The sequence below is a fragment of the Verrucomicrobiota bacterium genome, from assembly GCA_039027815.1.
Lineage (GTDB): Bacteria > Verrucomicrobiota > Verrucomicrobiia > Verrucomicrobiales > JBCCJK01 > JBCCJK01.
Genome location: JBCCJK010000026.1, coordinates 18,153 through 42,907, shown reverse-complemented (window position 1 = coordinate 42,907; position 24,755 = coordinate 18,153). Strand labels below are relative to the sequence as shown.

General features: G+C 59.3%; 23 protein-coding genes and 1 pseudogene. 11 read left to right on the top strand and 13 right to left on the bottom strand.

Going from position 1 to position 24,755, the window contains the following annotated elements; genetic code table 11:
- Positions 1-177: 177 nt before the first annotated feature.
- The 7 genes and pseudogenes from smpB to rpmH form a co-directional block, all read right to left on the bottom strand.
- On the bottom strand, positions 178-648 hold the full coding sequence (gene smpB / locus AAF555_08405; GenBank protein MEM6911593.1) for an SsrA-binding protein SmpB: 471 nt from the start codon (positions 646-648) through the stop codon (positions 178-180).
- Positions 649-697: 49 nt separating this feature from the next.
- Positions 698-976: a DNA-directed RNA polymerase subunit omega gene (locus tag AAF555_08400; GenBank protein MEM6911592.1), complete on the bottom strand. Its 279-nt coding sequence runs from the start codon at positions 974-976 to the stop codon at positions 698-700.
- Between the two features lie 102 nt (positions 977-1,078).
- Complete coding sequence (locus AAF555_08395; protein MEM6911591.1) at positions 1,079-1,543, bottom strand: R3H domain-containing nucleic acid-binding protein; 465 nt, start codon at positions 1,541-1,543, stop codon at positions 1,079-1,081.
- Positions 1,544-1,607: 64 nt separating this feature from the next.
- The gene (gene yidC, locus AAF555_08390; GenBank protein MEM6911590.1) at positions 1,608-3,437 is read right to left on the bottom strand and encodes a membrane protein insertase YidC; all 1,830 of its coding nucleotides are present in this window, start codon (positions 3,435-3,437) and stop codon (positions 1,608-1,610) included.
- Between the two features lie 12 nt (positions 3,438-3,449).
- Positions 3,450-3,722, bottom strand: a complete 273-nt coding sequence (gene yidD, locus AAF555_08385; protein MEM6911589.1) for a membrane protein insertion efficiency factor YidD — start codon at positions 3,720-3,722, stop codon at positions 3,450-3,452.
- 13 nt (positions 3,723-3,735) lie between these two features.
- A complete protein-coding gene (locus AAF555_08380) occupies positions 3,736-4,092 on the bottom strand; it encodes a ribonuclease P protein component (GenBank protein MEM6911588.1) in 357 nt (118 codons plus the stop codon).
- Positions 4,093-4,182: 90 nt separating this feature from the next.
- A pseudogene (gene rpmH / locus AAF555_08375) lies at positions 4,183-4,308 on the bottom strand (50S ribosomal protein L34).
- 113 nt (positions 4,309-4,421) lie between these two features.
- Between rpmH and AAF555_08370 the strand changes: the two are divergent.
- Positions 4,422-4,757, top strand: coding sequence for a hypothetical protein (locus AAF555_08370; GenBank protein ID MEM6911587.1), 336 nt, complete (start codon positions 4,422-4,424; stop codon positions 4,755-4,757).
- Positions 4,758-4,862: 105 nt separating this feature from the next.
- Here AAF555_08370 and AAF555_08365 read toward each other — a convergent pair whose 3' ends face one another.
- Entirely contained in the window at positions 4,863-5,468 is a 606-nt protein-coding gene (locus AAF555_08365; protein MEM6911586.1) for a methyltransferase, read from the bottom strand.
- A 111-nt stretch (positions 5,469-5,579) separates the two neighbouring features.
- On the opposite strand from AAF555_08365, the gene AAF555_08360 reads away from it, so the two are divergent.
- The 5 genes from AAF555_08360 to rpsU all read left to right on the top strand — a co-directional run bounded on the left by AAF555_08360 (position 5,580) and on the right by rpsU (position 10,639).
- Positions 5,580-6,269: a hypothetical protein gene (locus AAF555_08360; protein MEM6911585.1), complete on the top strand. Its 690-nt coding sequence runs from the start codon at positions 5,580-5,582 to the stop codon at positions 6,267-6,269.
- Positions 6,266-7,405, top strand: coding sequence for a tRNA guanosine(34) transglycosylase Tgt (gene tgt, locus AAF555_08355; protein ID MEM6911584.1), 1,140 nt, complete (start codon positions 6,266-6,268; stop codon positions 7,403-7,405). The genes AAF555_08360 and tgt overlap by 4 nt, the downstream gene beginning before the upstream one ends.
- A gap of 24 nt (positions 7,406-7,429) precedes the next feature.
- On the top strand, positions 7,430-7,798 hold the full coding sequence (gene yajC, locus AAF555_08350) for a preprotein translocase subunit YajC (GenBank protein ID MEM6911583.1): 369 nt from the start codon (positions 7,430-7,432) through the stop codon (positions 7,796-7,798).
- Positions 7,799-7,928: 130 nt separating this feature from the next.
- A complete protein-coding gene (gene secD, locus AAF555_08345; protein ID MEM6911582.1) occupies positions 7,929-10,250 on the top strand; it encodes a protein translocase subunit SecD in 2,322 nt (773 codons plus the stop codon).
- Between the two features lie 149 nt (positions 10,251-10,399).
- Positions 10,400-10,639 carry a 30S ribosomal protein S21 gene (gene rpsU / locus AAF555_08340; protein ID MEM6911581.1) on the top strand — a complete coding sequence of 80 codons (240 nt, stop codon included), beginning with the start codon at positions 10,400-10,402 and terminating at the stop codon, positions 10,637-10,639.
- 32 nt (positions 10,640-10,671) lie between these two features.
- Here the strand turns inward: rpsU and polA are convergent, their stop codons facing one another.
- Positions 10,672-13,440, bottom strand: a complete 2,769-nt coding sequence (gene polA, locus AAF555_08335) for a DNA polymerase I (GenBank protein MEM6911580.1) — start codon at positions 13,438-13,440, stop codon at positions 10,672-10,674.
- Between the two features lie 338 nt (positions 13,441-13,778).
- Between polA and AAF555_08330 the strand changes: the two genes are divergently transcribed.
- Positions 13,779-15,191, top strand: a complete 1,413-nt coding sequence (locus AAF555_08330; GenBank protein MEM6911579.1) for an RNA polymerase sigma factor RpoD/SigA — start codon at positions 13,779-13,781, stop codon at positions 15,189-15,191.
- A 222-nt stretch (positions 15,192-15,413) separates the two neighbouring features.
- Here the strand turns inward: AAF555_08330 and AAF555_08325 are convergent, their stop codons facing one another.
- The gene (locus tag AAF555_08325) at positions 15,414-16,508 is read right to left on the bottom strand and encodes a M42 family metallopeptidase (protein MEM6911578.1); all 1,095 of its coding nucleotides are present in this window, start codon (positions 16,506-16,508) and stop codon (positions 15,414-15,416) included.
- A gap of 37 nt (positions 16,509-16,545) precedes the next feature.
- On the bottom strand, positions 16,546-17,481 hold the full coding sequence (locus AAF555_08320; GenBank protein ID MEM6911577.1) for a metalloregulator ArsR/SmtB family transcription factor: 936 nt from the start codon (positions 17,479-17,481) through the stop codon (positions 16,546-16,548).
- Between the two features lie 52 nt (positions 17,482-17,533).
- Between AAF555_08320 and metK the strand changes: the two genes are divergently transcribed.
- The 3 genes from metK to ahcY are packed head-to-tail and all read left to right on the top strand — an operon-like array spanning position 17,534 to position 20,559.
- Positions 17,534-18,709, top strand: a complete 1,176-nt coding sequence (metK, locus tag AAF555_08315) for a methionine adenosyltransferase (GenBank protein MEM6911576.1) — start codon at positions 17,534-17,536, stop codon at positions 18,707-18,709.
- A gap of 26 nt (positions 18,710-18,735) precedes the next feature.
- Positions 18,736-19,104 carry a four helix bundle protein gene (locus AAF555_08310; GenBank protein ID MEM6911575.1) on the top strand — a complete coding sequence of 123 codons (369 nt, stop codon included), beginning with the start codon at positions 18,736-18,738 and terminating at the stop codon, positions 19,102-19,104.
- Positions 19,105-19,134: 30 nt separating this feature from the next.
- The gene (gene ahcY, locus AAF555_08305) at positions 19,135-20,559 is read left to right on the top strand and encodes an adenosylhomocysteinase (GenBank protein ID MEM6911574.1); all 1,425 of its coding nucleotides are present in this window, start codon (positions 19,135-19,137) and stop codon (positions 20,557-20,559) included.
- Positions 20,560-20,758: 199 nt separating this feature from the next.
- Here ahcY and AAF555_08300 read toward each other — a convergent pair whose 3' ends face one another.
- Positions 20,759-21,142, bottom strand: a complete 384-nt coding sequence (locus AAF555_08300; protein MEM6911573.1) for a response regulator transcription factor — start codon at positions 21,140-21,142, stop codon at positions 20,759-20,761.
- A 208-nt stretch (positions 21,143-21,350) separates the two neighbouring features.
- Positions 21,351-22,607, bottom strand: a complete 1,257-nt coding sequence (locus AAF555_08295) for an outer membrane protein transport protein (GenBank protein ID MEM6911572.1) — start codon at positions 22,605-22,607, stop codon at positions 21,351-21,353.
- A gap of 132 nt (positions 22,608-22,739) precedes the next feature.
- Between AAF555_08295 and AAF555_08290 the strand changes: the two genes are divergently transcribed.
- Complete coding sequence (locus AAF555_08290; protein MEM6911571.1) at positions 22,740-24,746, top strand: class I SAM-dependent methyltransferase; 2,007 nt, start codon at positions 22,740-22,742, stop codon at positions 24,744-24,746.
- The last annotated feature ends 9 nt before the right edge of the window (positions 24,747-24,755 follow it).

The window sequence follows — 24,755 nt, the reverse complement described above, 5'->3', positions numbered from 1 at the left end:
GCGGGGAAGGGAGAGCCGGAGTCTTTCGAGCCAGCCCTGCGTTGCTCCTCGGTTACGGTGCCTGCACCGCGCCCTCGTCGCGCCTTGGTCTGGCCCGAAATCCACTCGGCCATTCTACCAGCCAATTCTGCAGCTTGGTATAAGGGGAGAGGTTTCGGGGTTCGGGCTTCGAGGAAATTATCGGTTGAAGCGGGCGGCTTCGCGATCGGCTTCTCGTTTTTCGGTCTTGGCCTTCAGGTCTTGGCGCTTGTCCCCGTGGTTCTTGCCCTTGCCGAGACCGATTTCAATTTTCACGAATTGGTTTTTCCAGTAGGCCCGGAGGGCGATGAGGGTTTGACCTTTCTGTTGCTCCGCTTGGGCGAGGCGGAGGATTTCCTTTTTGTGGAGGAGGAGCTGGCGAGGGCGTTTGGCGGCGTGTTGTTCGATCCCGGCATTTTCATAGGGCTGGATGTCCATGCCGTGGAGGAATACGCCCTTTTTCTCGACGCGGGCAAAGGCGTCGCCCAGGTTGACCTTGCCTGCGCGGATGGATTTGACCTCGGTCCCGCGCAATTCGATGCCTGCCTCGAGCGAGTCGAGGATGTGGTAATCCCGACGGGCCTTGCGATTGACGGCGATGTCGCTCTCTCCGCCTCGCTTTTTGCTCATGGCTGGGGTGTCCTACGGTCTCGCAAGGACCGGCAGGGGCCGGATGGCTTCAGGCCTCGGCCGCTTCGTCATCGAGCACGATTTTGCCTTCGATGATTTCCATGAGGGCGACGTCGGAATGCCCCATGCCGATTTCTTGGCGCACGAGCGCCGGGCTGCCGGCGTTCAACTGGCGGACTCGTTTGGAGACCATGTTGATGAGCACCCGGGGGTCTTCCACGATTTTCGAGGCATCCTGCACCAGGTTGGCCTTCATGGAGGAGCGGAAAAAGTTCCCGCTGAAGGCGGGCGTGGGGATGGGGTTTTCCGCAAAGGTGTCGTCGCTCATAAATCCTCGAAAAAACGTTCTCCCGACCCGTTGGCCGGAGGGGATGGAGTGCTTAGCACGCTTTGATGAGGGCGCAAGCGGGAAGTCGGTGGAAGGGCGCGGCTACTTTTTGCGCGCCGGCATGAGAGTGATTTGCTTCATGCGCTGCTTTTCGGGCGGGCTCCAGGTGAGGATGGTTTTGTCTTTCAAGAGGGCGTTGTGGACGATCCGGCGATGGTAGGAATTCATGGGGGGAAGCTGGACCGGCTTGCCGCTGGCGCGGACTTGTTCGACGGCTTCTTTCACCCCGGCCAGGAGCGCTTCGTCTTGCTGGGTCCGGTGCCGTGCGGCGTCGACCCGGATTTTGGGGGAGTCGGGCAAGCGCTCTGAGAGGAGGCGGTTGACCAAGTATTGGAGGTCATCCAGGCGGTCTCCCTCCGGGCCGACCAGGGCTTCGGCCCCCTTCCCAGTCACTTGGAGGGCTGGCTGGCCAAAGGCGTTCTCCTCCTGAATCTCCAGCTCGCCGAAGCCGAGCCGATCCAGGGTTTCCCGGAGAATGTCCCGTGCGCTTGCCACATAATCCGCCATGAAGGGGATGATGGCTTAGGCTGGAGAAATTTCCAGTGAGAGGGCGCGACTTGCGCAAAAATTTTTAGCCGCCGGTGCGTGGGGGCCGCTTTTTTTTCTTTTTGGGCTTCTGATTTGGATTTTGGCAGGGGGAGGGCGGCTGCGGGAGAGAGCGCTTTTTCTGAGGGGGCTTCTTTTTCAGCTCGGGCTCGGGCAGGTTTCGTGTGAGGTAGGTCTGGCCCACGCTGAAGATGTTTTGGGTGGTCCAATAAAGCGCGAGGGCGGAGGCGAAACCGTAGCAGACGACGAGAAAAATCAGTGGCATGAACATCATGATTTTCTGCTGGGTGGGGTCGCCCGCCTGGGGGGTGACTTTCATCTGCCAGATCATGGTGGCCCCCATGAGGAGGGGCAGGACATTCACGGGGAAACCGAGCACTTGGAAAATGGTGTCCGGCTGCGAGAGATCCCCCACCCAGAGAAAGGCTTCATGGCGAAGTTCGACCGCGTTCATGAGCATGCGGTAGAAGCCGAAGAAGATGGGCATTTGCAGGAGCATGGGGAGGCAGCCGCCCAGGGGATTGACTCCGTAGTCCCGGTAGAGCTTCATGGTCTCTTCGTTGAGCTTTTTGGCATCGTCCTGATACTTTTCCCGCAGCTCTTTCATGATGGGCCCGAGCTTGGCCATCCGCTTCATGGTCCGCTGGGAACGGTGATGGAGGGGCCAGAGGACGATCCGAATCAGGAGGGTCACGAGGACGATGGCGATCCCGAAGGAGCCGGGCACCGAGCGGAAGAAGCCTTCGATGCCATTCATTCCCCGGTTGAGGAGCTTGCTGAAGGGCGAGGCCAGCCAGCCGACCACGGGCAGCTCGCCATAGAGCATGATTTCAGACCACTCTCCCTCCATTTTGGTGAGCATGGGATATTTCTTGGGTCCGGCGAAGATTTCGAAGGTGAATTCCTGCGCTGGGGTTTCGGGATTCAGGCTGACGGCCGGTAAGGATAGGGAGAGGGCGGCGCGGTATTTTTCTTTGTCGCTCCCAGGAATCTGCGCGGCGTAGCGGATGGCCCAGACGGTGGCGTCCTTGGCTTCCGGGAGGTGGAGAAGGGTGGCGTAGAATTGGTTGGTGACCCCGGCCCAAGCGACTTTTTCAAAGGATTGGTTGTAGCTCTCGCGGGCGGCGCGGAACCAGCCTTTTTTGAAGTAGTTGACGTCCTTGTATTCGCTATCGCCATCCGCGCGAATGGCGAAGCCTGTCTGGTTTTCCCATTCGCTTTCCTGGAGGGGCCCGAGGCTGCCGGCGTAGAGGCCGAGGCTTTCGGAGGAGAAGACGCCTTGGGGGGAGGCGAGGCGGAGGTGGAGGTCGACGCGGTAGAGATCGCCTTCGAGGTCCCCCTGCGTGAGTTGGTAGGTTTTGGTGATGGCGAGGCCGTCTCGGGTCGTTCCTTGGAAGACAACTTCGTCATTGGTCTGGCTGAGGAGGGTGAAGGGGGTGTCGTCCACTTTGCCCACGCCGCGGGTGAGGGCGCCGATGGGGTGGTTGCCGAAGCGATTGAGGGTGACGGGGCCGAATTCGCCCTCGGAGGTGGTTTCATCATTGAGGATTTCGACCGCCTTGATGCCTCCGCCGTGAGTGGTGAAGATGAACTTGGCTTCGTCGGTGCTGAGGGTGGCCAATTCCTCTGCGGGGCGTTCCGGGGTGGGAGGGCGAGTTGGCTGCACGAGTGAGCCGTCCGGGGCCTCTTCGCCGGGGGCTTCTTCCGCGATGGTGGTGGGATCCTGTTCGGCGGGAGGGGGTCGATTTTCGCGTTCCCAGGCCTCGCGCTCCTGTTGTTTGCGACTGACGTCCCACATGTTCACGAAGAAGAGGACGGCGCAGATGATAATGACGATCCAGGCTTTGCGATCCATTATGAGGCGTTCTTAGGAGGAGAGGGTGTCGAGGAAGGCGCGAGAGGCCGGGCGGCGGGGCGGGACCGGGTCCATTCCACTGCCCCCCCACGGCTGGCAGCGCAAGAGCCGCCAAAGCCCCAGCGCGAGGCCTCGAAGGCTTCCATGAATTTTCAAGGCATCAAGGAAATACTGTGAGCAGGTGGGCGAGTAGCGACAGCCGCAAAGAGGGCCGGCCAATGCGTGCAAAATGGGCGAGCCAAAACGCTGGTAGCCGCGGATGAAAAGCTGGAGCAGGCGATTCATGGGCAGCGATGTTTCAAGGGCGAGCGAGGAGGGGGAGCTCCAGTTTGCGAGCCAGGTAGAGCCAGTCTTTTTGCAGTTGAGCGAAGGGGGCGTCCCTGGCCGGATGACGAGCGATGGTCACGATGCGCAGGGGAGCCGCCGGGTCGAGGCCGGAGGTTTGCAGGATGTGGCGGAGGCGACGGCGAAGTTGGTTGCGCAGGACTGCTTGGCCGAGGTGTTTGGGCGTGATGAAGGCCACACGCAGGCTGCTCAAGGCGGGATCCCGGTGGACGCTCAGAATGAGGCGGCGGGTCTTGCGAGAGCTGCCTTCGGCGCGGGTGAGCAGGAATTCCCCGCGGCCGCTCATGCGGCGGTTTCGAGGCAGGCGCATTCGCGAACATCTCTGGGAGGTCCAGAGTGAGGAGGGCCGGGACTAGCTGCCTGCGTGGCGTTTGTAGTGGATCTCCGCCCCCTTGGGAATGAGGCGCTTACGACCACGGCGACGACGGTTGCGAAGAATGTCCCGCCCGGCCTTGGAACTCATGCGGGCCCGGAAGCCGTGTTGGCGCTTGCGGACTCGCTTGGAGGGCTGGAAGGTGCGTTTCATAATTCGATGGCAGTTCGGCGTTTTCCCTGCCCGAGAGGACAGCGGCAGGGAGGGTATTCATTTGACGCTGGCTGTCAACTGCGTTCCACTCCCTTGCCGTAACTGTGGTCTCCATGTCGTCCCTCCTTTTTTGCTTCTTCGCCGGGATCGGTCCTTCGGCTGTGCCGGGAATTTCCGCGGGGGAGAACAAGATCGGGATGCAAAATTATCAGGAGGCCACCGATGCCATGGCCTTGGTTTTGTTGGCGACGGTGGCCGTCATCACGATTGGCGTGTCGCTCGTGGCCCTGCACCTCTTCCGTCGGCATCGCCAGCCGCATCCCACTCTTCAAGGGCTCGAGGATTTGGCGGAGGAAGAGCGCCGTCCGCCCCGTCTGCCTGCGGGTGGAGGTGCGGCCGAGGAGAGGGAACCGTGGGAGAAAGAGGGCGATTGGTGGCGGAAGGATTGAGGGCAGGCGATTGGTTTCCGGTTTCAGGTTTCGGGTTTCGGGTGCGAGGAAGAGAGGCGTGGGGCCGCTTTCCGGCTTGATCTAGCGGCTTGCTAGGGCGGGTTTTTAGCGAAGGCGGGCTCGCCACATCCATTCGCGGCCCACCCGGCCGGGGTAGGCGTTTTCGGGTTGCCATTCTTGCTCGACCTCGAAGGAGCGGTCGAAGCGGCGGTGGAGTTCTTCTTTGGTGGTGCCAAAGGGTGGGCCGGACTGGGTTTCGGGATCGAGGAAGAAGACGGCCAGGAAGGTTCCGCCGGGGCGCAGGAGGGAGGCGATGGCCGCGACATATTCCTGGCGATGAAGGGGTGAAATCGCACAAAAACAGGTGTGCTCCCAGACGCAGTCAAAGGCCCCTCGCCAGCGAGCTGGCAGCTGGAAGAGGTCGGCTTGATGGAAGCTAGCCAAGGGCACGGCCGGTGCGGCCTGGGCCGCTGCGATGGCGGAGGGGGCGATGTCGAGACCGACGCTTTCCAGGCCAGCCGCTGCCAGGGCGCGGACGTCGTGCCCCAGCCCGCAGCCCGGGACGACCACGCGGCGGCCCTGCCAGGGGTGGGTCCGCAGAAAATCGAGTAGGCCAGGGCTGGCGGCTCCTTTGTCCCAGGGGGTGTGGCCTTCTTGATACCGGCCTTCCCAGTCCCGGGCTCTGCTGGTGTCGGGAGGGATCTCTGTCATGGGCTTTGGGTAGCGGCGGCTGGCCGGTTGGGCGAGGGGTTTCTTTCCCCTTGCGGCGAGGGAAGCGAGGCGCTATTCGCTGCCACGGGCGGGGTCCCGCTACGTCGCCTTATGGGTTTGAAAGTATTTCTGCCGATCAGTCTGCTTTTGCTGGTTTGGGGGGCTTGGTTTTACCAGAACAAGCTCGGGAGCGAGGCGCGTCTTTCCGGGGGCAATGTGACTTATCTGCGGCAGGTGTTGGGCGATTTCTTTGACGATCGCAATCCGGAGTTTTTAGAGGACCGCTCGGCTGCCACTCCGGCCCATTTGTTGTGGTTTCACATCGACCGGGAGACCCACGAGTATCGACTCTATTTCGTGGATTGCCCGCGGCCCCAGATCCCGGAGTTGCTGGCTTTGGAAGGGGGTGCCTACACGGGGTTCGATCCCATTTTGCGCGACCAACAGCGCTACTTCGGCGGCCTCCCGGTGGAGAAGCTCTTGGAGGTGGGCCAGGAGGCGCAGGCTTTCGTCCACGAGCAGCTGCGAACGCGCGAGTTCCGTTTGGTGACTCGATGGGAACGGGTAGGGGAGTCGCTCGCGAGCGATGTGCAGTATTATTGCTACCTGCTCTTTCGCAATGAGGACGGGGGGGAGAGTTACCTCAGTGAGATGTTGGTGGAGCGGGGGTATGCTCGCCCCGCGGCCCAGGGGCACAGCACGCCGTTCCTCGAGCCGGAGAAGGACTACCGGGAATATCTCAGAGGCCTGGCGGAAGAGGCGCGGCAGGCGAGGCGGGGGGCTTGGGCCTACGCGGGGTGAGTGCGTTTTCCCTTCTACGCGAGGACGCGGATTCTTTGGCTCGGGCAGGCGAATTGGCCACGGCCCACGGTCTCATTCCCACCCCGCGCTTCATGCCGGTGGGCACCCAAGGCACCGTCAAGTCGGTTAGCCCCCATGAACTGCGTGAGGAGGTCGAGGCCCGCGTCCTTTTGGGAAATACCTACCATTTATTTCTTCGTCCCGGGCTGGAGGTGATTCAGAGAATGGGGGGGCTGCATCGCTTCATGGCTTGGGACCGGGCCATTCTGACCGATAGCGGTGGCTACCAGGTGTTCTCGCTGGCTAAGCTTCGCCAGATTCAGGAGGCGGGAGTCACTTTTCAAAATCATCTCAATGGAGCGGAGACCTTTCTCAGTCCCGAGGTTTCGCTGGAAATCCAAGCGACGCTCGGGGCCGACATTGCCATGGCCTTCGACGAATGCCCGCCCTACCCCTGCGAGCGCGGTTACGCGGAGGAGAGTCTCGCGCTGACCACTCGCTGGGCGGGGCGCTGTCGGGAGTGGCATGCGGCCTCGCACCGGAGCCATCTTCCCTGGGAGGGAAGGCAGTGGCTGTTTGGGATCGTGCAGGGCTCGGTTTACGCCGATCTCCGGGAGCGGGCGGCCCGCTCGCTGGTAGATCTGGACTTCGATGGCTACGCGGTGGGGGGCGTGAGTGTGGGCGAGCCGGAAGAGGAGATGATGCGGGCGGTCGAGCATTCGGTGCCCTTTCTTCCGAAGACGCGCCCGCGCTACGCCATGGGCTTGGGCACCCCGCCGCAAATGGTGGAAATGATCGCCCGGGGGATTGATCTTTTCGATTGCGTGCTGCCGACCCGCTACGCCCGACATGGCACGGCCTTCACCGCGGACGGGCCGCTCAACTTGAAGAATGCCAAGCACCGCTTGGACGAGACGCCCGTGCAGGCCGATTGCGCTTGTCCTTGTTGTCGCGAATTCAGCCGCGCCTACCTGCATCATTTGATCAAGTCAGGGGAAATCCTCGGATTGCGGTTGCTTTCCCTCCACAATCTGCATTTCTATGTCGCCCTGACGGAAAGGGCTCGCCAGGCGGTGCTCGACAATCGCTTCGGCGACTTTCGGAAGGAATTTCACGAACGCTACCGCGCTGCCTGATCCGCGCTCACCCCGATCCACAAGATGACCCAGCTTTTTACGATCCTCGCTCAAGACGCTCCTCCGGGCCCCAATCCGCTCCAGAGCTTTCTCCCGATCATCCTGATCTTCGTGGCGATGTATTTCATCCTCATCCGCCCGCAGAGAAAGAAGCAAAAGGAGACCGAGGCCATGGTGGCGGCTATGAAGACGGGCGACCAGGTGGTGACGGCCGGGGGCATCCACGGCATCGTTATGGGAGTGAGCAAAACGACTGCCGCCATCAAGGTCTGCGAGGGCACCAAGATCGTCTTCGAGAAATCCTCCATCACGCGGGTGGTCAAGAAGGGGAAGGGGAATGAAGAGGAGACGGTGGAGGCTGAGGCGGAAGTGGTGGGAGAGAAGAAGAAGTAGGATTTTCGATTTTCGGATTTGGGGGTGGCGGACTGCGGGTGAGTTCTTTCCCCGAACTTGCCTCGGGGGATAGGCTTGCACGTCGGCGATTTGCCGCTACCTCTTGCCCCCCTCACGTTTCGCCACTTTCATGACCGACCAAATCGTCGTTTTCCTCGTCGCCCTTGCCATCGCGGTTCTCTTTTTCTGGTATTGCACGACTGACCTGAGCGCCCGCCGCAAGATCATTGGCTCGGTCCTGACGGCTCTCCTGGCGGCCTTTTGCCTGGCCGCGATTTACCCGCCGGACAAGAACCTCAAGCTCGGGATCGATCTGGCCGGGGGCAGTGAATTTGTCCTCAAACTCCAGCCCAACCCCGGCGAGGAAATCTCCCTCACGGCTCAAGAGCAGGCCATCCGGGTGCTCACCGAGCGCTTGAATCTCTACGGCACTTCCGATGCCTTGATCGTGCCGCAAGACCGCGATGGAGTGCTGGTTCAGATGCCGGGGATCGAGGCAGCCCAGCGCGATGAGATCCGCCAGATTCTCCAGAAAGCGGCCAAGCTCGATTTCCGCATGGTGCACGACGACACGCAGAGCTTGGTGGCCCAGGGAGTGACCCCTCCCGGCTACGAGCTGAAGGAGGTGACGGAGTTCGACGAGGAGGGCGAGCCGATCTCGAGCGATTTCATCTTGGTCAGCCGGAAAATCTCTTTTGAAGGCAAACATGTAACCGATGCCCGGGCCGTGCAGGGGGCGGTCGGTTGGAGTGTCAGCCTGAGCTACGACAATGAGGGACGCGGCCTCTTCTTCGAGCTGACCAAAAACAATGTGGGTCGTCTCATGGCCATCATGGTGGATGGCGAGGTGGTCAGTTATCCCCGCATCAACGCCGCCATCAATGGAAACACCGAAATCACGGGGCAGTTTTCCCGCAGCGAAGCGGAGCAACTGGCCAACAGCCTGGAAAACCCCCTTGAGAATGGACTGCGAATCGCACGGGAGCGATCGGTATCGGCTAGTTTGGGCCAAGACACCATCGAACAAGGGTTGACCGCCGGCCTCATCGGACTCGGTGCCACGCTCCTCTTCGTCATCATCTTTTATCGCTTGGCGGGTGTCATCGCTTTGGCCGGTCTCGGGGTGAACATCGTGATTTTGTTTGGCATCATGGCGATGTTCCAAAGCAGCTTCACCCTTCCGGGAATCGCGGGCATCATTTTGACGATTGGAATGGCCATCGATGCCAACGTCCTCATTTTTGAGCGACTCAAGGAGGAGCTCAAGGTCGGGAAATCCTTGGGGGCGGCCATTCGCTCTGCTTACGACAAGGCCTTCTCGGCCATCTTCGACGCCAACATCACGACGCTCATCACCGCGGTGATTCTTTTCTTCGTGGGGAGTGGGAGCATCAAGGGTTTTGCCATCACCTTGACGGTCGGCATCGTGGCCTCGCTTTTCAGCTCGCTCATTTTCACCCGGGTCTGCTTCAGTTGGCTCTTGGACGCCAAGCTTCTCACCAAGTTGGCCGTGGGGGGGCTGTGGAAACAGCTCGGCATCAACTTCCTCGGGATGAACAAACTTCGCCTGGTGGTCTCGAGCGCGCTCATCGTGCTCTCGGTCAGCACCTTGGTGATGAAAGGGGATCGGGCCTTGGGAATCGACTTCACGGGGGGGGATCGCCTGACCTTCTTGGCGGGCGAAGAGGTGGCCACGGTGAGCGAAGTCAAAGACACCCTCCGCGGCGTTGACCTCCAGCGGGAGCCAGCGGTCCAAGAGCAAAAGACTGCCAATGAGCGCTTCATCACGGTGCGGGCCGCGGCTGGGGACAAGGGGGCCATTCTCGCTGCCCTCGCGATCGCCTTTCCGGGCATTGAGGACGATATGCAGGAGGAGAATGTGGGCCCGGCTCTCGGGCAGCAAATGATGGTGGAGTCCCTCATTGCGCTCGGTATAGGGCTGGTCGGCATTCTGCTCTACGTGAGCTTCCGCTTTGAGTTTGCTTTCGCGATCGGCGCCATTGCCGCTCTCTTCCATGATCTTTTGATCGGCATTGGTTTGGTGGCCTTGGGCTTTGAGATCAATCTCATTATGGTGGGGGCCTTCCTCGCGATCGCCGGCTACTCCATCAATGACACGATCGTGGTCTTCGACCGCATTCGTGAGACGCTCCTCCTGAAAAAGGGCGATGTGAAGGAGATCATGAACATCGCGATCAATGCCACGCTCAGCCGGACCTTGCTGACTTCGGGCACCACCATCATCACGGTGGCGGTGCTGCTCTTCTTCGGAGGCCCTGAGCTGCGGAGCTTCTCGGCCGCGATTTTGATCGGCGTGCTGGTGGGGACTTATTCCTCGATCTTCGTGGCCAGCCCCGTGGTGGCTTGGTGGCTCAAGACCCGCAAGCACGACCTCCGCCGGGAAATCATCGACGCCCAGGAAGAGGTGGCCCAGAAGTTGGCGGAAGGGTGAGCAGGTGGGGGCTGATCCTTTCAGCAGTCTGGTGGCTGCCTGGGTGGGAGTCTTTTTGGGCAGGAGTCCTCACGGCTTAAAACCTTCTCTTGCATATTCTGACGGCCGCACTACGATCCCGCCCCCATCTCAAAGGAACGGAAGAACCCATGCCCGAAATCAACGTCAAGAAAGGTGAACCGCTGGACCGCGCGCTCAAGCGCTTGAAGAGCAAGCTCGAGAGCGAGGGCATCTTGGACGAGATGCGCCGGCGCAGGGCTTTTGAGACACCGACCGAAGCACGTCGTCGCAAGGCCCGGGCCGCCGCCAAGAAAGGGCGGGTTCGTTTTCGCCTCGATTTGAGTGATCCGAACAAGAAGGCCGAGGCCAAGGAGAGCGCCGAAGCTTGATTGTCTTCTGGCCTGTGTGGGGCTGGGCTGGGTCAGTGGGCTTCGAGCCAGTTGGTGCCTTGGTTGGAATCGACCACGATGGGCACGCCTTCCAGGGGGAGAGCCGTTTTCATGGCTTCCAGGATTTTCGGGACCAAGGCCTCCGCCTCCTCCACCGCCAGGTCGAAAACCAGCTCGTCGTGCACCTGCAAGAGCATCCGGCTCCGCCAGCCATCTTCGGCTAAAAGTGACTCGACTCCGATCATGGCCAGCTTGATCATGTCGGCGGCGCTCCCCTGGATGGGAGTGTTGATGGCCATGCGCTCCGCCCCTCCGCGGACATTGCCGTTCTTGGACTTCAAGTCCGGCAAGAGTCTTCGCCGACCAAGCAGGGTCTCGGCGTAGCCCCGTTCTCTCGCTTCCTGCACCGCCCGCTCCATGAAGGCTTGCACGCCCGCGTACTCCTTGAAGTAGGCTTCGATGATGGAGGCGGCCTCGCCTCGGGGGATGCCGAGTCGCTGGCTGAGACCGAAGGCGGAAATGCCGTAAATGATGCCGAAGTTCACCATCTTGGCCGCGCGCCGCATTTCCGGGAGGACCCCCTCTTGGTCCACTCCATAGACGCGGGCGGCGGTCGCGGTGTGGATGTCCGCTTCTTGAGCGAAGGCTTCTTGCATGGCTTCGTCTCCGCTGAGAGCGGCCATGATGCGAAGTTCGATTTGGCTGTAATCAGCGGCGAAGAGGACAAAGCCCTCGCCGCGAGGAACAAAGGCCCTTCGGACCCGGCGACCCAGCGCGCTTCGGACGGGGATGTTTTGAAGATTGGGGTTGGCGGAGGCCAGCCGCCCGGTGGCGGCCACCAATTGCTGGAAATCGCTGTGAATGCGACCGGTCTTGCGGGCGATGTAGTCCGGGAGGGCATCGACGTAGGTGCTTTTGAGTTTGCTCGCTTCCCGATACTCCAGCACCTCGGCCACGATGGGGAAGCGATCGGCCAGGGAGGTGAGGACTTGCTCATTGGTGACGTATTGCCCGGTCTTGGTTTTTTTGGGCTTTTCGATGAGCTGCAGTTTCTCGAAGAGGATTTCTCCCAGTTGTTTCGGCGAGTTGAGATTGAAGTCCTCTCCCGCGTGGCCCATGACCGAGGCGCGCAGTTCCTCAATGCGCTCGCCTAACTCGATCCGGATTTCGGCGAGCGCCGCCTGGTCCAAGCGGATGCCTTCCCGCTCCATGCGGACGAGCACGGGCAGCAAGGGGGCTTCAATGGTGGCGTAAATTTCCGCTTGGCCCGAGTCGTTTAATCGGGGGCGGAGCTTTTCGGCTAGCTGCCAAGTGACATCGGCGTCCTCGCAAGCGTAAGCGACTAACTCCTGGCGTCGTTTTTCGACCACTTCCCCCATGTCGAGCTGTCCTTGGGGGTCCTTCTTATCGCCGATCAGGCTGGTGATGGAGACGGGGGTGTAGCCGAGCAGGGACTCGGCCAGGAAGTCCATGGTGTGACGTTGCGCCGGCTCCACCAAGGCGTGCACCAACATGGTATCAAAGAAGGGCCCGTTGACCGCCAACCCCGCTTCTTGTAGGACGGCCAAGTCATATTTGAGATGATGCCCGATCTTCTCCGCTTGGCTGGCGAAGAGCGGAGCCAACTCTTGGAGCACCTCAGCCGCCTCCTGGCTTTCCTCCGGTAGCACCAAAAAATGCCCTTCTCCCTTCTGCCAACTGAAAGCGATGCCGAGGAGCCGTGCCTCCCGGATGTCGAGCGAAGTGGTCTCGGTGTCGAAGCAGAAAGCACTCTGTTTTTGGAGCGTTTTCAGGAGGGCGGTCCGTTGCGGCTTGGTGGACACCTCTCGGTAATGGTGGGGCACGTCCGCGAGCGTTTTCAGGGAAGCCTCCAAAAGCTCCCCCTGGCTCTCTGCGGCCGCGGAAAAACCTCGGCCGGCCTTGAAGGCGTCGCCAAAAAGTCGCTTGCCCAGGGTGTTGAATTCCAGCTCCACGAAGAGCGACTGGAGGGCGTCTTGCTTGCGCTCGGGAATGAGGAGCTGGTCTAGGGTGACTTCCAGTGGCACTTCTCGGTGGATGCGGGCGAGGCGCTTGGAGAGAAGCGCTTGTTCGGCGTGTTCTTCCAGGCGTTCCTTTTGCTTGCCTTTGAGTTCCGCCGTGCGTTGCAAGAGCACTTCCAGGCGACCAAACTGGCTGATGAGTTTCATGGCGGTTTTGGGGCCGATGCCGGGCACGCCGGGGATGTTGTCGCTGGTGTCCCCCATGAGCCCGAGCACATCGACCACTTGATCGGGTTCCTCGACTTGCCAGTCGGCCTGCACGCGGGCCAGATCGAGCACTTCGTGCTGGCCCCCTTTCCGCCCGGGTTTCCACATGTAGGTGGTGGGACTGACGAGTTGGCAGAAGTCCTTGTCGGGAGTGACCATGTAGCTCTTGAAACCGCCTGCTTCGTCGGCCATGCGAGTGAGCGTCCCGATGAGGTCGTCGGCTTCATAGCCATCCAGGCTCAGGACGGGGAAGCCAAAGGCCTCTGCCAAGCGCTTGATGAGCGGGATCGCTTCGGCCAGCTCCTCCGGCATGTCCTCCCGCTGGGCTTTGTATTCCTTGAATTGCTGGTGCCGAAAGGTAGGGGCGCTGGTGTCGAACACGACCGCCAGATGGGTGGGAGATTCCTTCTCTAAGAGGTCCAAGAGCACATTGGCGAAGCCAAAGACGGCGGAGGTGTTCACTCCTTGGGTGGTCCGAATGGGGCTGTTGATGAGGGCGAAGTGGGAGCGGTAGGCGAGCGCCATGCCGTCGATCAAAAAGAGTCGCTGAGCCATGAGAAGAGTACGCCAGCCAATGCGCGGGGCGTCTTTTCCGCAAGGTGAAAGCGCCTGGGATTTCCCAGCCGATCGGACAAGCCGAGCGAGCGGCGACGCCTCGCTAAAGAGGAGGCAGGCAAATTGGGAAGAAAAAGCTTGCAAAACAAAGCAAAAACATGGAGAACGGGGCCCCTTTCCAACCAGTCAATCGGAGAAACGTTCGCGAAGTGGCCAAAAGTCGATCCGGCAACCGAACGTCTCGTGACCTTGGGGGGGAGCAATTGCGGGCGTGTCGGCGACACGCGTAATCAGTTGAGAGGGATACCGGAGACTTCTCTGGCTACGGCTTAGTTTTTATGGACGGCGGCATCAAGATCTACTTACGCGAGATTGGCAAAACGCCCCTGCTCACCCCCGAGGAGGAGGTGCAGTTGGCGGCGCGCATCAAGAATGGGGACAAGGCAGCGCGGGATCACATGATCCGGGCCAACCTGAGGCTGGTGGTGAAGATCGCTCAGGACTACGCCAACTACGGCCTTCCGCTACTCGACTTGATTTCGGAGGGCAACATTGGGCTCATGAAGGCGGTCGAGCGCTTCGACCCGGAAAAAGGGGGCAAGCTTTCGACCTATGCCGCGTGGTGGATCAAGCAGTCGATCAAGCGCGCACTCGCGAACCAATCGAAGACGATCCGTCTGCCGGTGCACATGGTCGACAAGATCGCCAAGATGCGTCGGGTGGCCATGGTGCTGGCCGAGGAGTTGGGCCGGGAACCGACCGATGAAGAACTGGCGGCTGAAATCGGGATCGAAAGGGCCAAGCTGGCTCACCTCAAAAGCGCCGCTCTCCGCCCGGCTTCGCTGGATGCTCCCATCAGCGATGACGACGGCACCGAATTCGGAGAAATCATCGGCGACGAGCGCGCCCAAACGCCGCTCGAAGTGCTGACGCACAAAAACATGCACCTCCAGCTGGACGGCCTCTTGGAGGTGCTGGACGAGCGGGAAATGCGCATCATCGACGCACGCTTCGGCCTGAGCGGCCAAAAGCCAAAGACCTTGGAAGAGGTCGGTCAGGAATTCGGCGTGACGCGGGAGCGCATTCGCCAGCTTCAAAACATCGCCCTTAAAAAACTTCGCCGAGCCCTCCAAAAACGCGAGGAACCGGGTCCCAAGCCAGTCGACAAGCTGCCCACCAATCTGGTGCGCAGCCCGAGCGCCAACAAGGCCAAGAAGGTCGCCGCCAGCAACACGGCCGCTGGCGAAAGCGCCCTGGGGACCTTGGTGGAAATGCTGGCCGGTGCCGCCCCGATGGATTTGGGCGAAGACGACGAGGAGGAAGACTTGGAAGACGCCGCTCCCCCCGAGCCCGAGGCCGTCGAGCCGAGCCCTGAACCGGAGCCCGAGCCCGAACCTCAGCCCGCTCCCGTCGTCAAAAAGACCTCAGCGGTCGCAGCCAAGCCGAAAGAGAAAAAGAAACCAGCCACCCCCTCCAAGGCCAAGCCCCTCCTAGCCAAAAAGAAGGGAGTGGCGCCCAAGACGGTGGCACCGAAGAAAAAGTTGGCGGCCACCAAGAAGAAGGCGACCCCGCCCAAGCCCAAGAAGGTCGCCAAAAAAGCAGTCAAAAAGAAGGTCGCCCCCAAAAAGGCGGCTCCCAAGAAGAAGACCGCGCCTAAAAAAGCCAAAAAAGTGGCGAAAAAGAAGGCCACGGCCAAGAAAACGGCCCCCAAAAAACCGGCCAAGAAAAAAGCCGCCAAGAAGCGGAAATAGACGAGGGCCTCGAGCTTATACCAAGCTGCAGAATTGGCGGGTAGAATGGCCGAGTGGATTTCGGGCCAGACCAAGGCGCGACGAGGGCGCGGTGCAGGCACCGTTACCGAGGAGCAACGCAGGGCTGGTTCGAAATCCACCGGCTCTCCCTTCCCCGCGCTTCAGCGCCTCTTCCTCACAACACCTCCCCTCCATTCTTCCAGTGAATTCTGGAGGTTGGTATTAGAGACGCACGCCAAACTGGTCTCCGGGCCGAAGGGATTTCACAAAGGCGGTCAGGAGCTGAATGACTTGCTCGATGTCTCCGAGATGGGCCGTCTCCACCACCGAGTGCATGTAGCGGAGCGGCAGGGAGACGAGCGCGCTGGGGACGCCTTGCTGCACATGGTAGATTTGGTCGGTGTCCGTCCCGGAATACCGTCCGGCTGATTCGTGCTGGAGGGTGAGGCCTTCTTTCTCGGCCACGGTCATGAGTCGCTCGACCACTTCGGGGTGGTTGCAAGCGCCATGCTGGATGGTGGGGCCTCCCCCGAGGTTGACTTCGCCGTGCTTCGAGTGGTCGATCCCGGGAGTGTCGGTGGCGTGGGTCACATCGAGGCAGACACAGAGATCCGGCATGAGTCGATGCGTCACCATCTTGGCGCCGAGGCCGCCGATTTCTTCTTGGACCGCGTTGACCGCGTAGGTGCGGCAGGAGGGGCGCTTTTTGGCTGCGGCCAGTCGCCGCGTGACTTCCGCAATGATGAAGCCGCCGACGCGGTTGTCGAGCGCACGCCCCACCAGTCGGTCTTGGCCGAGAAACTCCGGGCCGTCTTGGTAGACAGCCGGGTGCCCCACCCGCAGCCCCCGCTCGGCCACCTCCTCGGCACTGGAGGCGCCAATGTCGACATAAAGCTCATTGATCTGGGGCGCGTTTTCTTTGCCTAGGCTGTCCTTGCGGAGGTGGATGGCGGTGTTGCCGATGAGGCCGGTCACCTCCCCTTGATCCCCGAAAAAGGTCAGGCGACGCCCCCGACCGGTGGCCGCATCGCTTCCTCCCACCCGGTCGATTCGGAGAAAGCCCTCCTTGGTGATGTGCTTTACGATGTAGCCGATTTCGTCGGCATGTGCCTCCAGCATCAGGGTCGGCATGGGCTTCTTGGTCTTGCTCTCAGCGCTCTCGATCGTGGCCCAGGCCGTTCCGTAGGCATCGTTCTCGACCGCGTCCGCAAAGCCCCGGACATACTCCGCCCACTTGCGCTGCCCGGCGACCTCGAAGCCCGTGGGGCTGGGCGTGGAGAGGAGATCGAGGAGGAAGCGTTTGGACGATTTGGTCATGCCAGCCTTTACGGGGCGGGACTCGGGCTGGCAAACGCTATTCAGGTTTGCGACCGATGGCGAGCACTGTCTGGAAATGAGGGTACTCCGGCTCCCGATCCACCACGGTCAGATGAAGGTCGACGAAGCCAGCGTCCGAGAGAAAGCGATGGAGATCGACCTCGGCAAAGCCCAGCCAGAGATCGGCATACAGCTCCCGGGCCTCCTCAAAATTGTGCTTCAAGAGATCGAGAATCACCACCCGCCCCCCAGGACGGACGATGCGAAAAGCCTCTTTGACCGCGCCCCCGGGGTGAGCGGCATGATGGAGGGCCTGGCTGAAGAGGGCGAGGTCGACCGTTTCGTCCTCGATGGGAGTGGACTCGAGATCGCCCAAAAGGTAACGCAGATTTTGGAAGCCATTCTTGGCCGCCGTCTCCTTGCCAAAGGCCACCATCTTCTCGGAGTTGTCGATCGCGATGACCTCGGTCGCCTTCTGCGCCATGAGTTGCGAGAGAGTCCCTTCGCCCGCCCCCAGGTCGGCGATCCGAAGCGGCGCCAGAAGCTGCAAGAGCGTCTCGGCGAGACTCTTCCAAGAGCGCCCCGGGATGTAGCCCTTGCCAAACTTGCCCGCTAGCCGGTCAAAGTAGTCCCGGGCAGCATCCGCCCGATGCTGCCGGACCAGATCCAAGGCCCGCCGATCGGGCTCCGCCTCCTCGAGTTCCAAGGCGGCTGCCTCGCAAATCCGCCGGAGACCTGCTTCCGCCTCAGACTGCGGAGGGACGGGCTCATACAAGCTGCGTTTGCCGTCCTTGTGAAGGCGCACCAAGCCACCCCGCCGCAGCAAGCCCAGCTGGGTCGAAATCCGGCTCTGCCCCATGGCCAGAATGGCCTGCAACTCCGCCACCGAGAGCGCCTCTTCTGAAAGAAGCAGGAAAAGGCGCAAGCGGGTCGGATCCGAGAGCAGTTTCAGGGAGTTCAGTGTTGACGACATAAGTCTACCAAGGCATCAACGTATCTTGATTTTCTAATATCAAAAGTTCCTCATGTCCAATTCCTACATTTTCTCCTCCGAGTCCGTGACAGAAGGTCACCCGGACAAAGTCTCTGACACGGTCAGCGACTTCATTCTCGACGCCTGCCTCGAGCAGGACCCGGCCAGCCGGGTGGCTTGTGAGACGCTGGTGAAGGACAATGTGGTGGTGCTGGGCGGTGAAATCACCACCCAAGCGGTCTTTGACTACCGGGAGGTGGTCAAAAGCGCCTTGGAGTCGATTGGCTACACGGCGGGCGACTGCAAGTTTGACGCTTCCAACTTTTTCTTCGTGAACCTGATTGGGCAACAGTCTCCCGACATCGCCCAAGGGGTGGACGCCAAGGCAGCCGAGGACAAGACCACGGATGAGCAAGGCGCGGGCGACCAAGGCATCATGTTCGGCTATGCCTGCAAGGAAACCCCCGAGCTCATGCCGGCCCCCATCCTGTATTCCCATCAGTTGGGACGGGCTCTGACCGAATTGCGCAAAAACGGCACCTTCCCCTGGCTGCGGCCCGACTCCAAGACCCAGGTCAGCATGGAGTATGTCGACGGCCAGCCGGTCCGGGTGACCGCCGTGGTGATCTCGACCATGCACACCGAGGAGGTCACCACTTCGGAGATTCGCGAGAAGCTGAAAGCCGGGTTGATTGACAAAGTCATCCCGAGCGAGCTCTTGACCCCGGAGACAGAGATCCTCATCAACCCCACGGGACTCTTCGTGATTGGGGGACCGGAGGGAGACTGCGGGCTGACCGGGCGGAAGATCATTGTGGATACCTACGGCGGCATGGGACGCCATGGAGGTGGGGCCTTCTCTGGCAAAGACCCTTCCAAAGTGGACCGGTCAGCGGCCTACTTTTGCCGCTGGGTCGCTAAGAATGTGGTGGCAGCGGATTTGGCTGAAAAGTGCGAAATCCAAGTCGCCTACGCCATCGGCCACCCCCACCCGGTCAGCATTCGCATCGACACCTTTGGCACCGCGCAAGTGAGCGAGGAAAAAATCGAGGCAGCCGTCAAAGAAACTTTCAGCTTCAAGCCGGCCGACATCATCGAGCAGCTCGACCTCCTTCGCCCCATCTACAAGCACACCACCAACTACGGTCACTTCGGGCGGGAAGACAATCTCGGGGCCTTGACTTGGGAGAAGAAGGATAAGGTGGAGGCGCTGAGGGATGCCTTTTGAGGTTTCAGGGTGCGGGGTTCAGGTAAATGAGCTTTGAGTCCTTTGAGAATCTGGATGTTTGGAAACGGAGTTCGCGACTTGCCTTGGATATTTTGAAGCTCACTCGGTCTTGGGAAGGAGACTTTGCGCTGCGAGATCAGCTGAACCGCAGCGCGATTTCGATTCCTAGCAACATCGCAGAAGGCTATGATCGCGCTAGCGGTCCGGATACGCTTCGCTTTCTAAAGATCGCCCAAGGCTCCAGCGCCGAGCTTCGAACACAGCTCTATCTAGCAAAGGGACTCGGCTTAATCGAATCCAGTCATCTCATCGAAAAGGCCAAAGAGAGTAGCGCCATGCTCCAGTCCTTGATTCAATACCGTCAGAGGCGCATCCAAGAAGAACCTGAACCCTGAAGCCAGCCATCTGAACCCTTCTCCAAAACCATGACCACCACCACCGAAGCCATCCAAGACTACAAAGTCCGCGACATCGGCCTTGCCGATTTTGGTCGCAAAGAAATTGAAATCGCCGAGAGCGAGATGCCCGGGCTGATCGCCACGCGCGAGAAGTATGCCGCCGACAAGCCTCTCCAAGGGGTCCGCATCATGGGGTCGCTCCACATGACCATCCAAACCGCCGTCCTCATCGAGACCTTGGACGCTCTCGGGGCCGACGTCCGCTGGTGCTCTTGCAACATCTTCTCGACCCAGGATCATGCCGCGGCCGCCATTGCCGCCCGGGGCATTCCTGTCTTTGCCTGGAAGGGAGAGACCTTGGAGGAATACTGGTGGTGCACCAACAAAGCGCTCCGCTGGCCGGACGGGAGCGGGCCGCAACTGATCGTCGACGATGGGGGAGATGCTACGCTCCTCATCCACAAAGGCTATGAGCTCGAAAACGGCTCCGACTGGGTCGAGACTCCCTCCGGATCCAAAGAAGAAGGCGTCATCAAGGACCTCCTGAAAGAAATCCACGCGGAGACCCCCCAGCGCTGGCATGGCGTGGTTCCCGAATGGAAAGGCGTCTCCGAAGAAACCACCACCGGAGTCCATCGGCTCTACGAGATGCTCAAAAAAGACAGCCTGCTGGTGCCCGCCATCAATGTGAATGACTCGGTCACCAAATCCAAATTCGATAACCTGTATGGCTGTCGCGAGTCCTTGGTCGACGGCATCAAGCGCGCCACCGATGTCATGATTTCCGGAAAGGTGGGCGTGGTCTGCGGTTATGGTGATGTCGGCAAGGGCTGCGCCCAGGCCCTCCGAGCCCAAGGAGCCCAAGTGGTGGTGACCGAGGTCGATCCCATCTGCGCACTCCAAGCCGCCATGGAGGGCTTCCGCGTCCTCACGCTCGAAGACACCCTCGGCTGGGGGGACATTTACGTCACCACGACCGGGAACTTCGACATCATCCGAGCCGACCACATGGAAAAAATGAAGGACCAAGCCATCGTTTGCAACATTGGCCACTTCGACAATGAAATTCAAGTCGACAAGCTGGAAGCGCTCAATGGGGTCACCAAAACCAACATCAAACCTCAGGTCGACAAATACACCTTCCAGGCCGGGAACAGCATCTTTTTGCTGGCAGAGGGTCGCCTGGTGAATCTCGGCTGCGCCACAGGCCACCCCAGCTTCGTCATGTCGAACAGCTTCACCAACCAGGTCCTGGCCCAGCTAGAGCTTTGGGCGACCAAGGACAGCGGGGAGATTTCAGTGAAAGTCTTGCCCAAGCACCTCGATGAAGAAGTGGCCCGCCTCCACCTCGAAAAGATCGGCTGCAAGTTGACTGAACTCAGCCCAGCGCAGGCGGATTACATTGGCGTCTCTCCGGAAGGTCCGTTCAAAACGGAGCACTACCGTTATTGATCGCCGATCCCGACCAAGAAGTCACCACCGCCCGAGCAAAAGGCCCACTCTCCGGAGTGGGCTTTCTTCTACTCACCTGCCAATCGCTTGCTCTCACACCAACCTCCAGAATTCACTGGAAGAATGGAGGGAAGGTGATGTGGGGAAGAGGCGCTGAAGCGCGGGGAAGGAAGAGCCGAGTAGATTCTCCAGCTTGGTATTAGGCTGCGGCTTTTTGACCGATGAACTGGCGGATGGTGCCGTGCATGCCTGCGATGTCGAAGGGTTTGCGCATGAAGCCAGTGGCCCCCGCCTCGGTCGCCCGTTCCAGGGTTTCGTCGTCGGCAAAACCGGTCAGGAAGAGAATGGGAACGTGAGGATCACTCTGACGAAGACGGGTGATCCCTTGAATGCCGTTTTCCCCGGGCATGTAGTAATCGATGATGACCAAGTCAGGCTGGCACTCCGTGAACTCGAGCAGGCCACTCGGAACATCCTCGGCGCAATGCACATCGAAATTTTTCCGAAGAAGCATGCGAAGGGCATCGCGGATGCACTTCTCGTCGTCGATAATTAGAATCGTTGGGTGGTCGGCGGCATTCATCTCGAGAACAAAGGAAAGAGACTACCGCGACAGTTTACCTTCGTGTGCAATCAACCTCAAGATAATTATCATAATTTTAAGAATTTATTCACAAAGGCAGCCCCGACCCTTGCTAAGAGCGGCGTTTTCTCTTGGCATGGAAGCGGGCCAGGAATCCCCCACCTCCTCCGTCAGCTACCCACCCCACGACTTGGAAAAAACCAGGTCATCAGAAAGAGAAGCCGACCGTCATGGCGAAGGTATTGAAGTGGTAATCGTATTCGCCGTTGACGCTTGGAACCACGTTATTGCTCACCTCGCGGGTAGGGTAGAAGCTGTGGGAGTAGGCAAGGTCCACGAAGTAGGCTTCGCAACGATAGCCCAGCCCCGCGCTCACGATATGTTGGTCGTAACCGGGCAGGGAAACCGTCAGAAAGCGATCTTCGATGGGGCTTTCTTCGAAGCGATAACCTCCCCGCAGCGTCCATCCATCAAGAAATTCATAGGCCACGCCGATGCCCGCATGCCAGGCATCCTTGAGATTGAAGGGAACGCTCGTCGTCAAGAGAGGACTGTTCACACCGGCGTTGATGTTCATGGTCTCCAGTCGTGAAAATTGAATCCATTGGATATCGATTCCGACGTTGAGCTTGTCGGTCACATCGATCCCATACCCCAAGCCGATCTCCATTGGATAACGGATTTGGGCCCCAAACTCGGTCACCGTGGGATTCGGCAGCAAGGCAGGGATGTCGGTCAGTTCGGTGCTGCCCGAGTAGTCGAGATCGGTCGGAAGACGAAGTTTGAAGGCGAGTCGCTGCCGGTCGCTCAAATCATAATTGGCCCCGAGCGTCCCACCGAGCGTCCAATCATCCCCCTCCAGCGTGGCCTCCCCATCGGGCAGGCCGGGAAAACCGGTTACCAAGGCCCAGGGATAAGCCTGCTCAAATTCCACCTCCGAGTAGACGAAGTCCAGCGAACCGCCCACCGAAAACTTGTCGGTTAAAGAAACCGCGATGGTGGGCGCCAAATTGACATACGTCAGTTTGGTCGAATGGGCCTGGGTATAGCGAAAGTGGCTGAACTCGGAAACGATGCTGGACATGCCATAGGGCATGTAGAGGCCGAGACCCCAAGCGAAGTCCGAATCGGGAATGGGCCCGCCTACGAAGAAGGAACCAAGCGGCTTGAGGTCCTTTCGCGAGTCGGTTTTGAAGCCGACCTCAGGTCGGATTTCGGTGGGCGCGTCCACCAAGATGGCGGAAAACTGCCCTTCATTCTGGGTCAGCTCGGTCAGCCTGGCTGGGTTGATGGCCACCGCCGAGCTATCGCTGACATTGGCCAAGTTGCCTCCAGACCGCCCGATGGCAGCCGCAGAAGGATCGGGAGCCTTGAAATCGGCCTGCACCAAACCGGCGGCCCCAAGCAGAGCCACCAAAACCAAGAGGGAGAATCTAGAGATGGGCCCAAAAGTTATGGAGTTCATATAAATTTATAATAAATCAAACTTTATTATCGATGTCAAAAAGAATTCTAAGAAAAACTTTTAAAAAGCATTGCTTTTTATTTAGATTTATTTAAATATTGGGTCGCATATCTTGGAATCGCCCTTTCTATTATGAAATTGCCCAATCCCGAAGAGGTCAAAGCGCTCGAGAGTCAGGAGATTTCTACTGGTATCGGGTCGGTATCAAAGATTCTGATTGTCGGCACGGACTTGCCTGAGAATTTCTCAGAAAATCTCACTGCGGCTGTCCGGGATACCAATTTTTCCCCCGTTTATGTGACAGCAGATCAGATTATGGACGATCGGGTTCAATGTATCCATCAAGTCCCTGATTTAGTGGTCATTGCTGGCAAACCGGCCGAGGAACTAGATCCGAAGTTCGTTGGGAGGCTTCGAAATCAATACCAGAATTCACCTGTGATCGCCTTTGCGGCTCGGGGAGCGAGGACGTCTAATAAGGGGGAGCTGCAAAAGAATATCGGATTGGACGCAATGAATAAAGCGCCATCCTCCGCCTCCGAGCTAAGAAAGCTGCTTGATAAGTGGACGGAATTGCCCGGGGAAATGTCGGCACGAGGGTCTCGGAGGAAGTCACGCAAGCCGGAACCCCAACGTGGTCTAGAGGCGGCGCCTTCAGTAGAGGCGGCGGAATTCGTCCATCCCTTCTTTCAGACCTTTGGCGCTGAGCTGCGGGATCTTTCCCGTCCCATAGACAACGCCTTTCAAGTAATTTGCCATGATTTGACTGGGCAGCCTCTTTCTGGCGAGATCGTTCGAGTGAAGGCGCAATCTTTAACGGTTATTTTCCGGGAGCCTCAGGCTGTTTTGGCGGAGGGCGAAAAGATGGGAGCTTTTGAAATCGCGCACAAAACGCAGCGGATGTTGTGTCCTGAGTGCGTGATCCGGCAGGTCATCAAAACGGATGACTCTCAAATCGCTGAAATTTCCTTCAACGGAATCTCCGGGGAGTGGCAGAAAAAGGCGCAGGGAATTCTTTCAGAAGCTTCCGAGACTCTCTATGCGCAGCTCGACCGGATGGAGAAGATTCCGGCCGAGTTTCGGAAAGTAGTGAGTTCAATCCGCTTTTGTTTGGAAGAATTCAAACATCTTTTGGCGGGCGAGCAATTGTTCTCACCCGAGGTGGCTGCCGATCAAAGGTGCACCTGGGAAGGCGCCCGATTGACTCAGATCGCTCCAGAGATGTTGGCATTTCTTTCTCAGCAGTTCGCTCGATTTGAGGCGGTGGCGGCGAATCTACCTGAGGGAATCGACGATGCCTGTCACTTACTTGTGAAGCGCGAGATTCATCCTCTTATTCTTTGTGCGCCTTTCTTGAATCGCGTTTATGAGAAGCCTTTGGGCTTTGCGGGAGACTATGGGATGTTGGACAAAATGCTTGAGACCCCATGGCAGGGGCTGAGCATGTATGGAAAACTGGTAAACGGCTGGTTTGTCACGACGCCAGCCAGTGAGGCCTACCGAGAAAGAATCCAGCTTTTACAAGAGCGTCTCATCTCCGAAGCTCGCAGGGCAGTTCGCAAGAATGGAGTGGTAAAAATTCTCAGCTTGGGATGTGGGGCCGCGACCGAGGTAAAGCGGTTCCTGGAAAAGTCTGATCTGAGCGACAATGCCGAAATCCATCTCCTCGACTTCAATAAATCAACCCTTGCTGAAGCTCAAGCGCGACTGGACAAGACTCGGTCTGATCATTCTCGAACGACCAAGATTTTTTATCGTAATGAGAGTGTTCAAAGCGTGATCAAACACGCGGTGAGAGCAGCTAAAAAAGGGACTGTTGCTCTACAAGGCATGCCGGTAGGAGGCTTTGATTTCATCTATTGCATGGGTCTCTTTGATTACTTCCCTGATAAGGTCAACAGCAGCCTGATCGACTTTTTCTATCGGGCACTGGCCGAGGATGGAAGCATCATGGCCTGCAACTTCCTTCCAGAGAATCCGAATCGCATGACGATGAAGTATGTGCTCGACTGGCATCTGATCTACCGCTCTGCGACGGACATGTTGAAGTTGGTTCCAGATTCGGTCCAGGAGAACTGCGCCTGCCAGTGTTTCCAATTGACCAGCGGGGCAGAGGCATACTTGGTGCTTGAGAAGTGACGAAGCTTC

What these genes read in the sequence shown, in the direction of transcription:
- polA (MEM6911580.1), bottom strand. Translation starts at nt 13,440, where the DNA reads ATGGCTCAGCGACTCTTTTTGATCGACGGCATGGCGCTCGCCTACCGC.
- AAF555_08365 (MEM6911586.1), bottom strand. Translation starts at nt 5,468, where the DNA reads ATGACAGAGATCCCTCCCGACACCAGCAGAGCCCGGGACTGGGAAGGC.
- ahcY (MEM6911574.1), top strand. Translation starts at nt 19,135, where the DNA reads ATGACCACCACCACCGAAGCCATCCAAGACTACAAAGTCCGCGACATC.
- smpB (MEM6911593.1), bottom strand. Translation starts at nt 648, where the DNA reads ATGAGCAAAAAGCGAGGCGGAGAGAGCGACATCGCCGTCAATCGCAAG.
- AAF555_08400 (MEM6911592.1), bottom strand. Translation starts at nt 976, where the DNA reads ATGAGCGACGACACCTTTGCGGAAAACCCCATCCCCACGCCCGCCTTC.
- AAF555_08295 (MEM6911572.1), bottom strand. Translation starts at nt 22,607, where the DNA reads ATGAACTCCATAACTTTTGGGCCCATCTCTAGATTCTCCCTCTTGGTT.
- rpsU (MEM6911581.1), top strand. Translation starts at nt 10,400, where the DNA reads ATGCCCGAAATCAACGTCAAGAAAGGTGAACCGCTGGACCGCGCGCTC.
- AAF555_08320 (MEM6911577.1), bottom strand. Translation starts at nt 17,481, where the DNA reads ATGTCGTCAACACTGAACTCCCTGAAACTGCTCTCGGATCCGACCCGC.
- AAF555_08290 (MEM6911571.1), top strand. Translation starts at nt 22,740, where the DNA reads ATGAAATTGCCCAATCCCGAAGAGGTCAAAGCGCTCGAGAGTCAGGAG.
- AAF555_08310 (MEM6911575.1), top strand. Translation starts at nt 18,736, where the DNA reads ATGAGCTTTGAGTCCTTTGAGAATCTGGATGTTTGGAAACGGAGTTCG.
- yidD (MEM6911589.1), bottom strand. Translation starts at nt 3,722, where the DNA reads ATGAATCGCCTGCTCCAGCTTTTCATCCGCGGCTACCAGCGTTTTGGC.
- AAF555_08360 (MEM6911585.1), top strand. Translation starts at nt 5,580, where the DNA reads ATGGGTTTGAAAGTATTTCTGCCGATCAGTCTGCTTTTGCTGGTTTGG.
- yidC (MEM6911590.1), bottom strand. Translation starts at nt 3,437, where the DNA reads ATGGATCGCAAAGCCTGGATCGTCATTATCATCTGCGCCGTCCTCTTC.
- AAF555_08300 (MEM6911573.1), bottom strand. Translation starts at nt 21,142, where the DNA reads ATGAATGCCGCCGACCACCCAACGATTCTAATTATCGACGACGAGAAG.
- metK (MEM6911576.1), top strand. Translation starts at nt 17,534, where the DNA reads ATGTCCAATTCCTACATTTTCTCCTCCGAGTCCGTGACAGAAGGTCAC.
- AAF555_08395 (MEM6911591.1), bottom strand. Translation starts at nt 1,543, where the DNA reads ATGGCGGATTATGTGGCAAGCGCACGGGACATTCTCCGGGAAACCCTG.
- AAF555_08325 (MEM6911578.1), bottom strand. Translation starts at nt 16,508, where the DNA reads ATGACCAAATCGTCCAAACGCTTCCTCCTCGATCTCCTCTCCACGCCC.
- AAF555_08330 (MEM6911579.1), top strand. Translation starts at nt 13,779, where the DNA reads ATGGACGGCGGCATCAAGATCTACTTACGCGAGATTGGCAAAACGCCC.
- AAF555_08380 (MEM6911588.1), bottom strand. Translation starts at nt 4,092, where the DNA reads ATGCGCCTGCCTCGAAACCGCCGCATGAGCGGCCGCGGGGAATTCCTG.
- AAF555_08370 (MEM6911587.1), top strand. Translation starts at nt 4,422, where the DNA reads ATGTCGTCCCTCCTTTTTTGCTTCTTCGCCGGGATCGGTCCTTCGGCT.
- yajC (MEM6911583.1), top strand. Translation starts at nt 7,430, where the DNA reads ATGACCCAGCTTTTTACGATCCTCGCTCAAGACGCTCCTCCGGGCCCC.
- secD (MEM6911582.1), top strand. Translation starts at nt 7,929, where the DNA reads ATGACCGACCAAATCGTCGTTTTCCTCGTCGCCCTTGCCATCGCGGTT.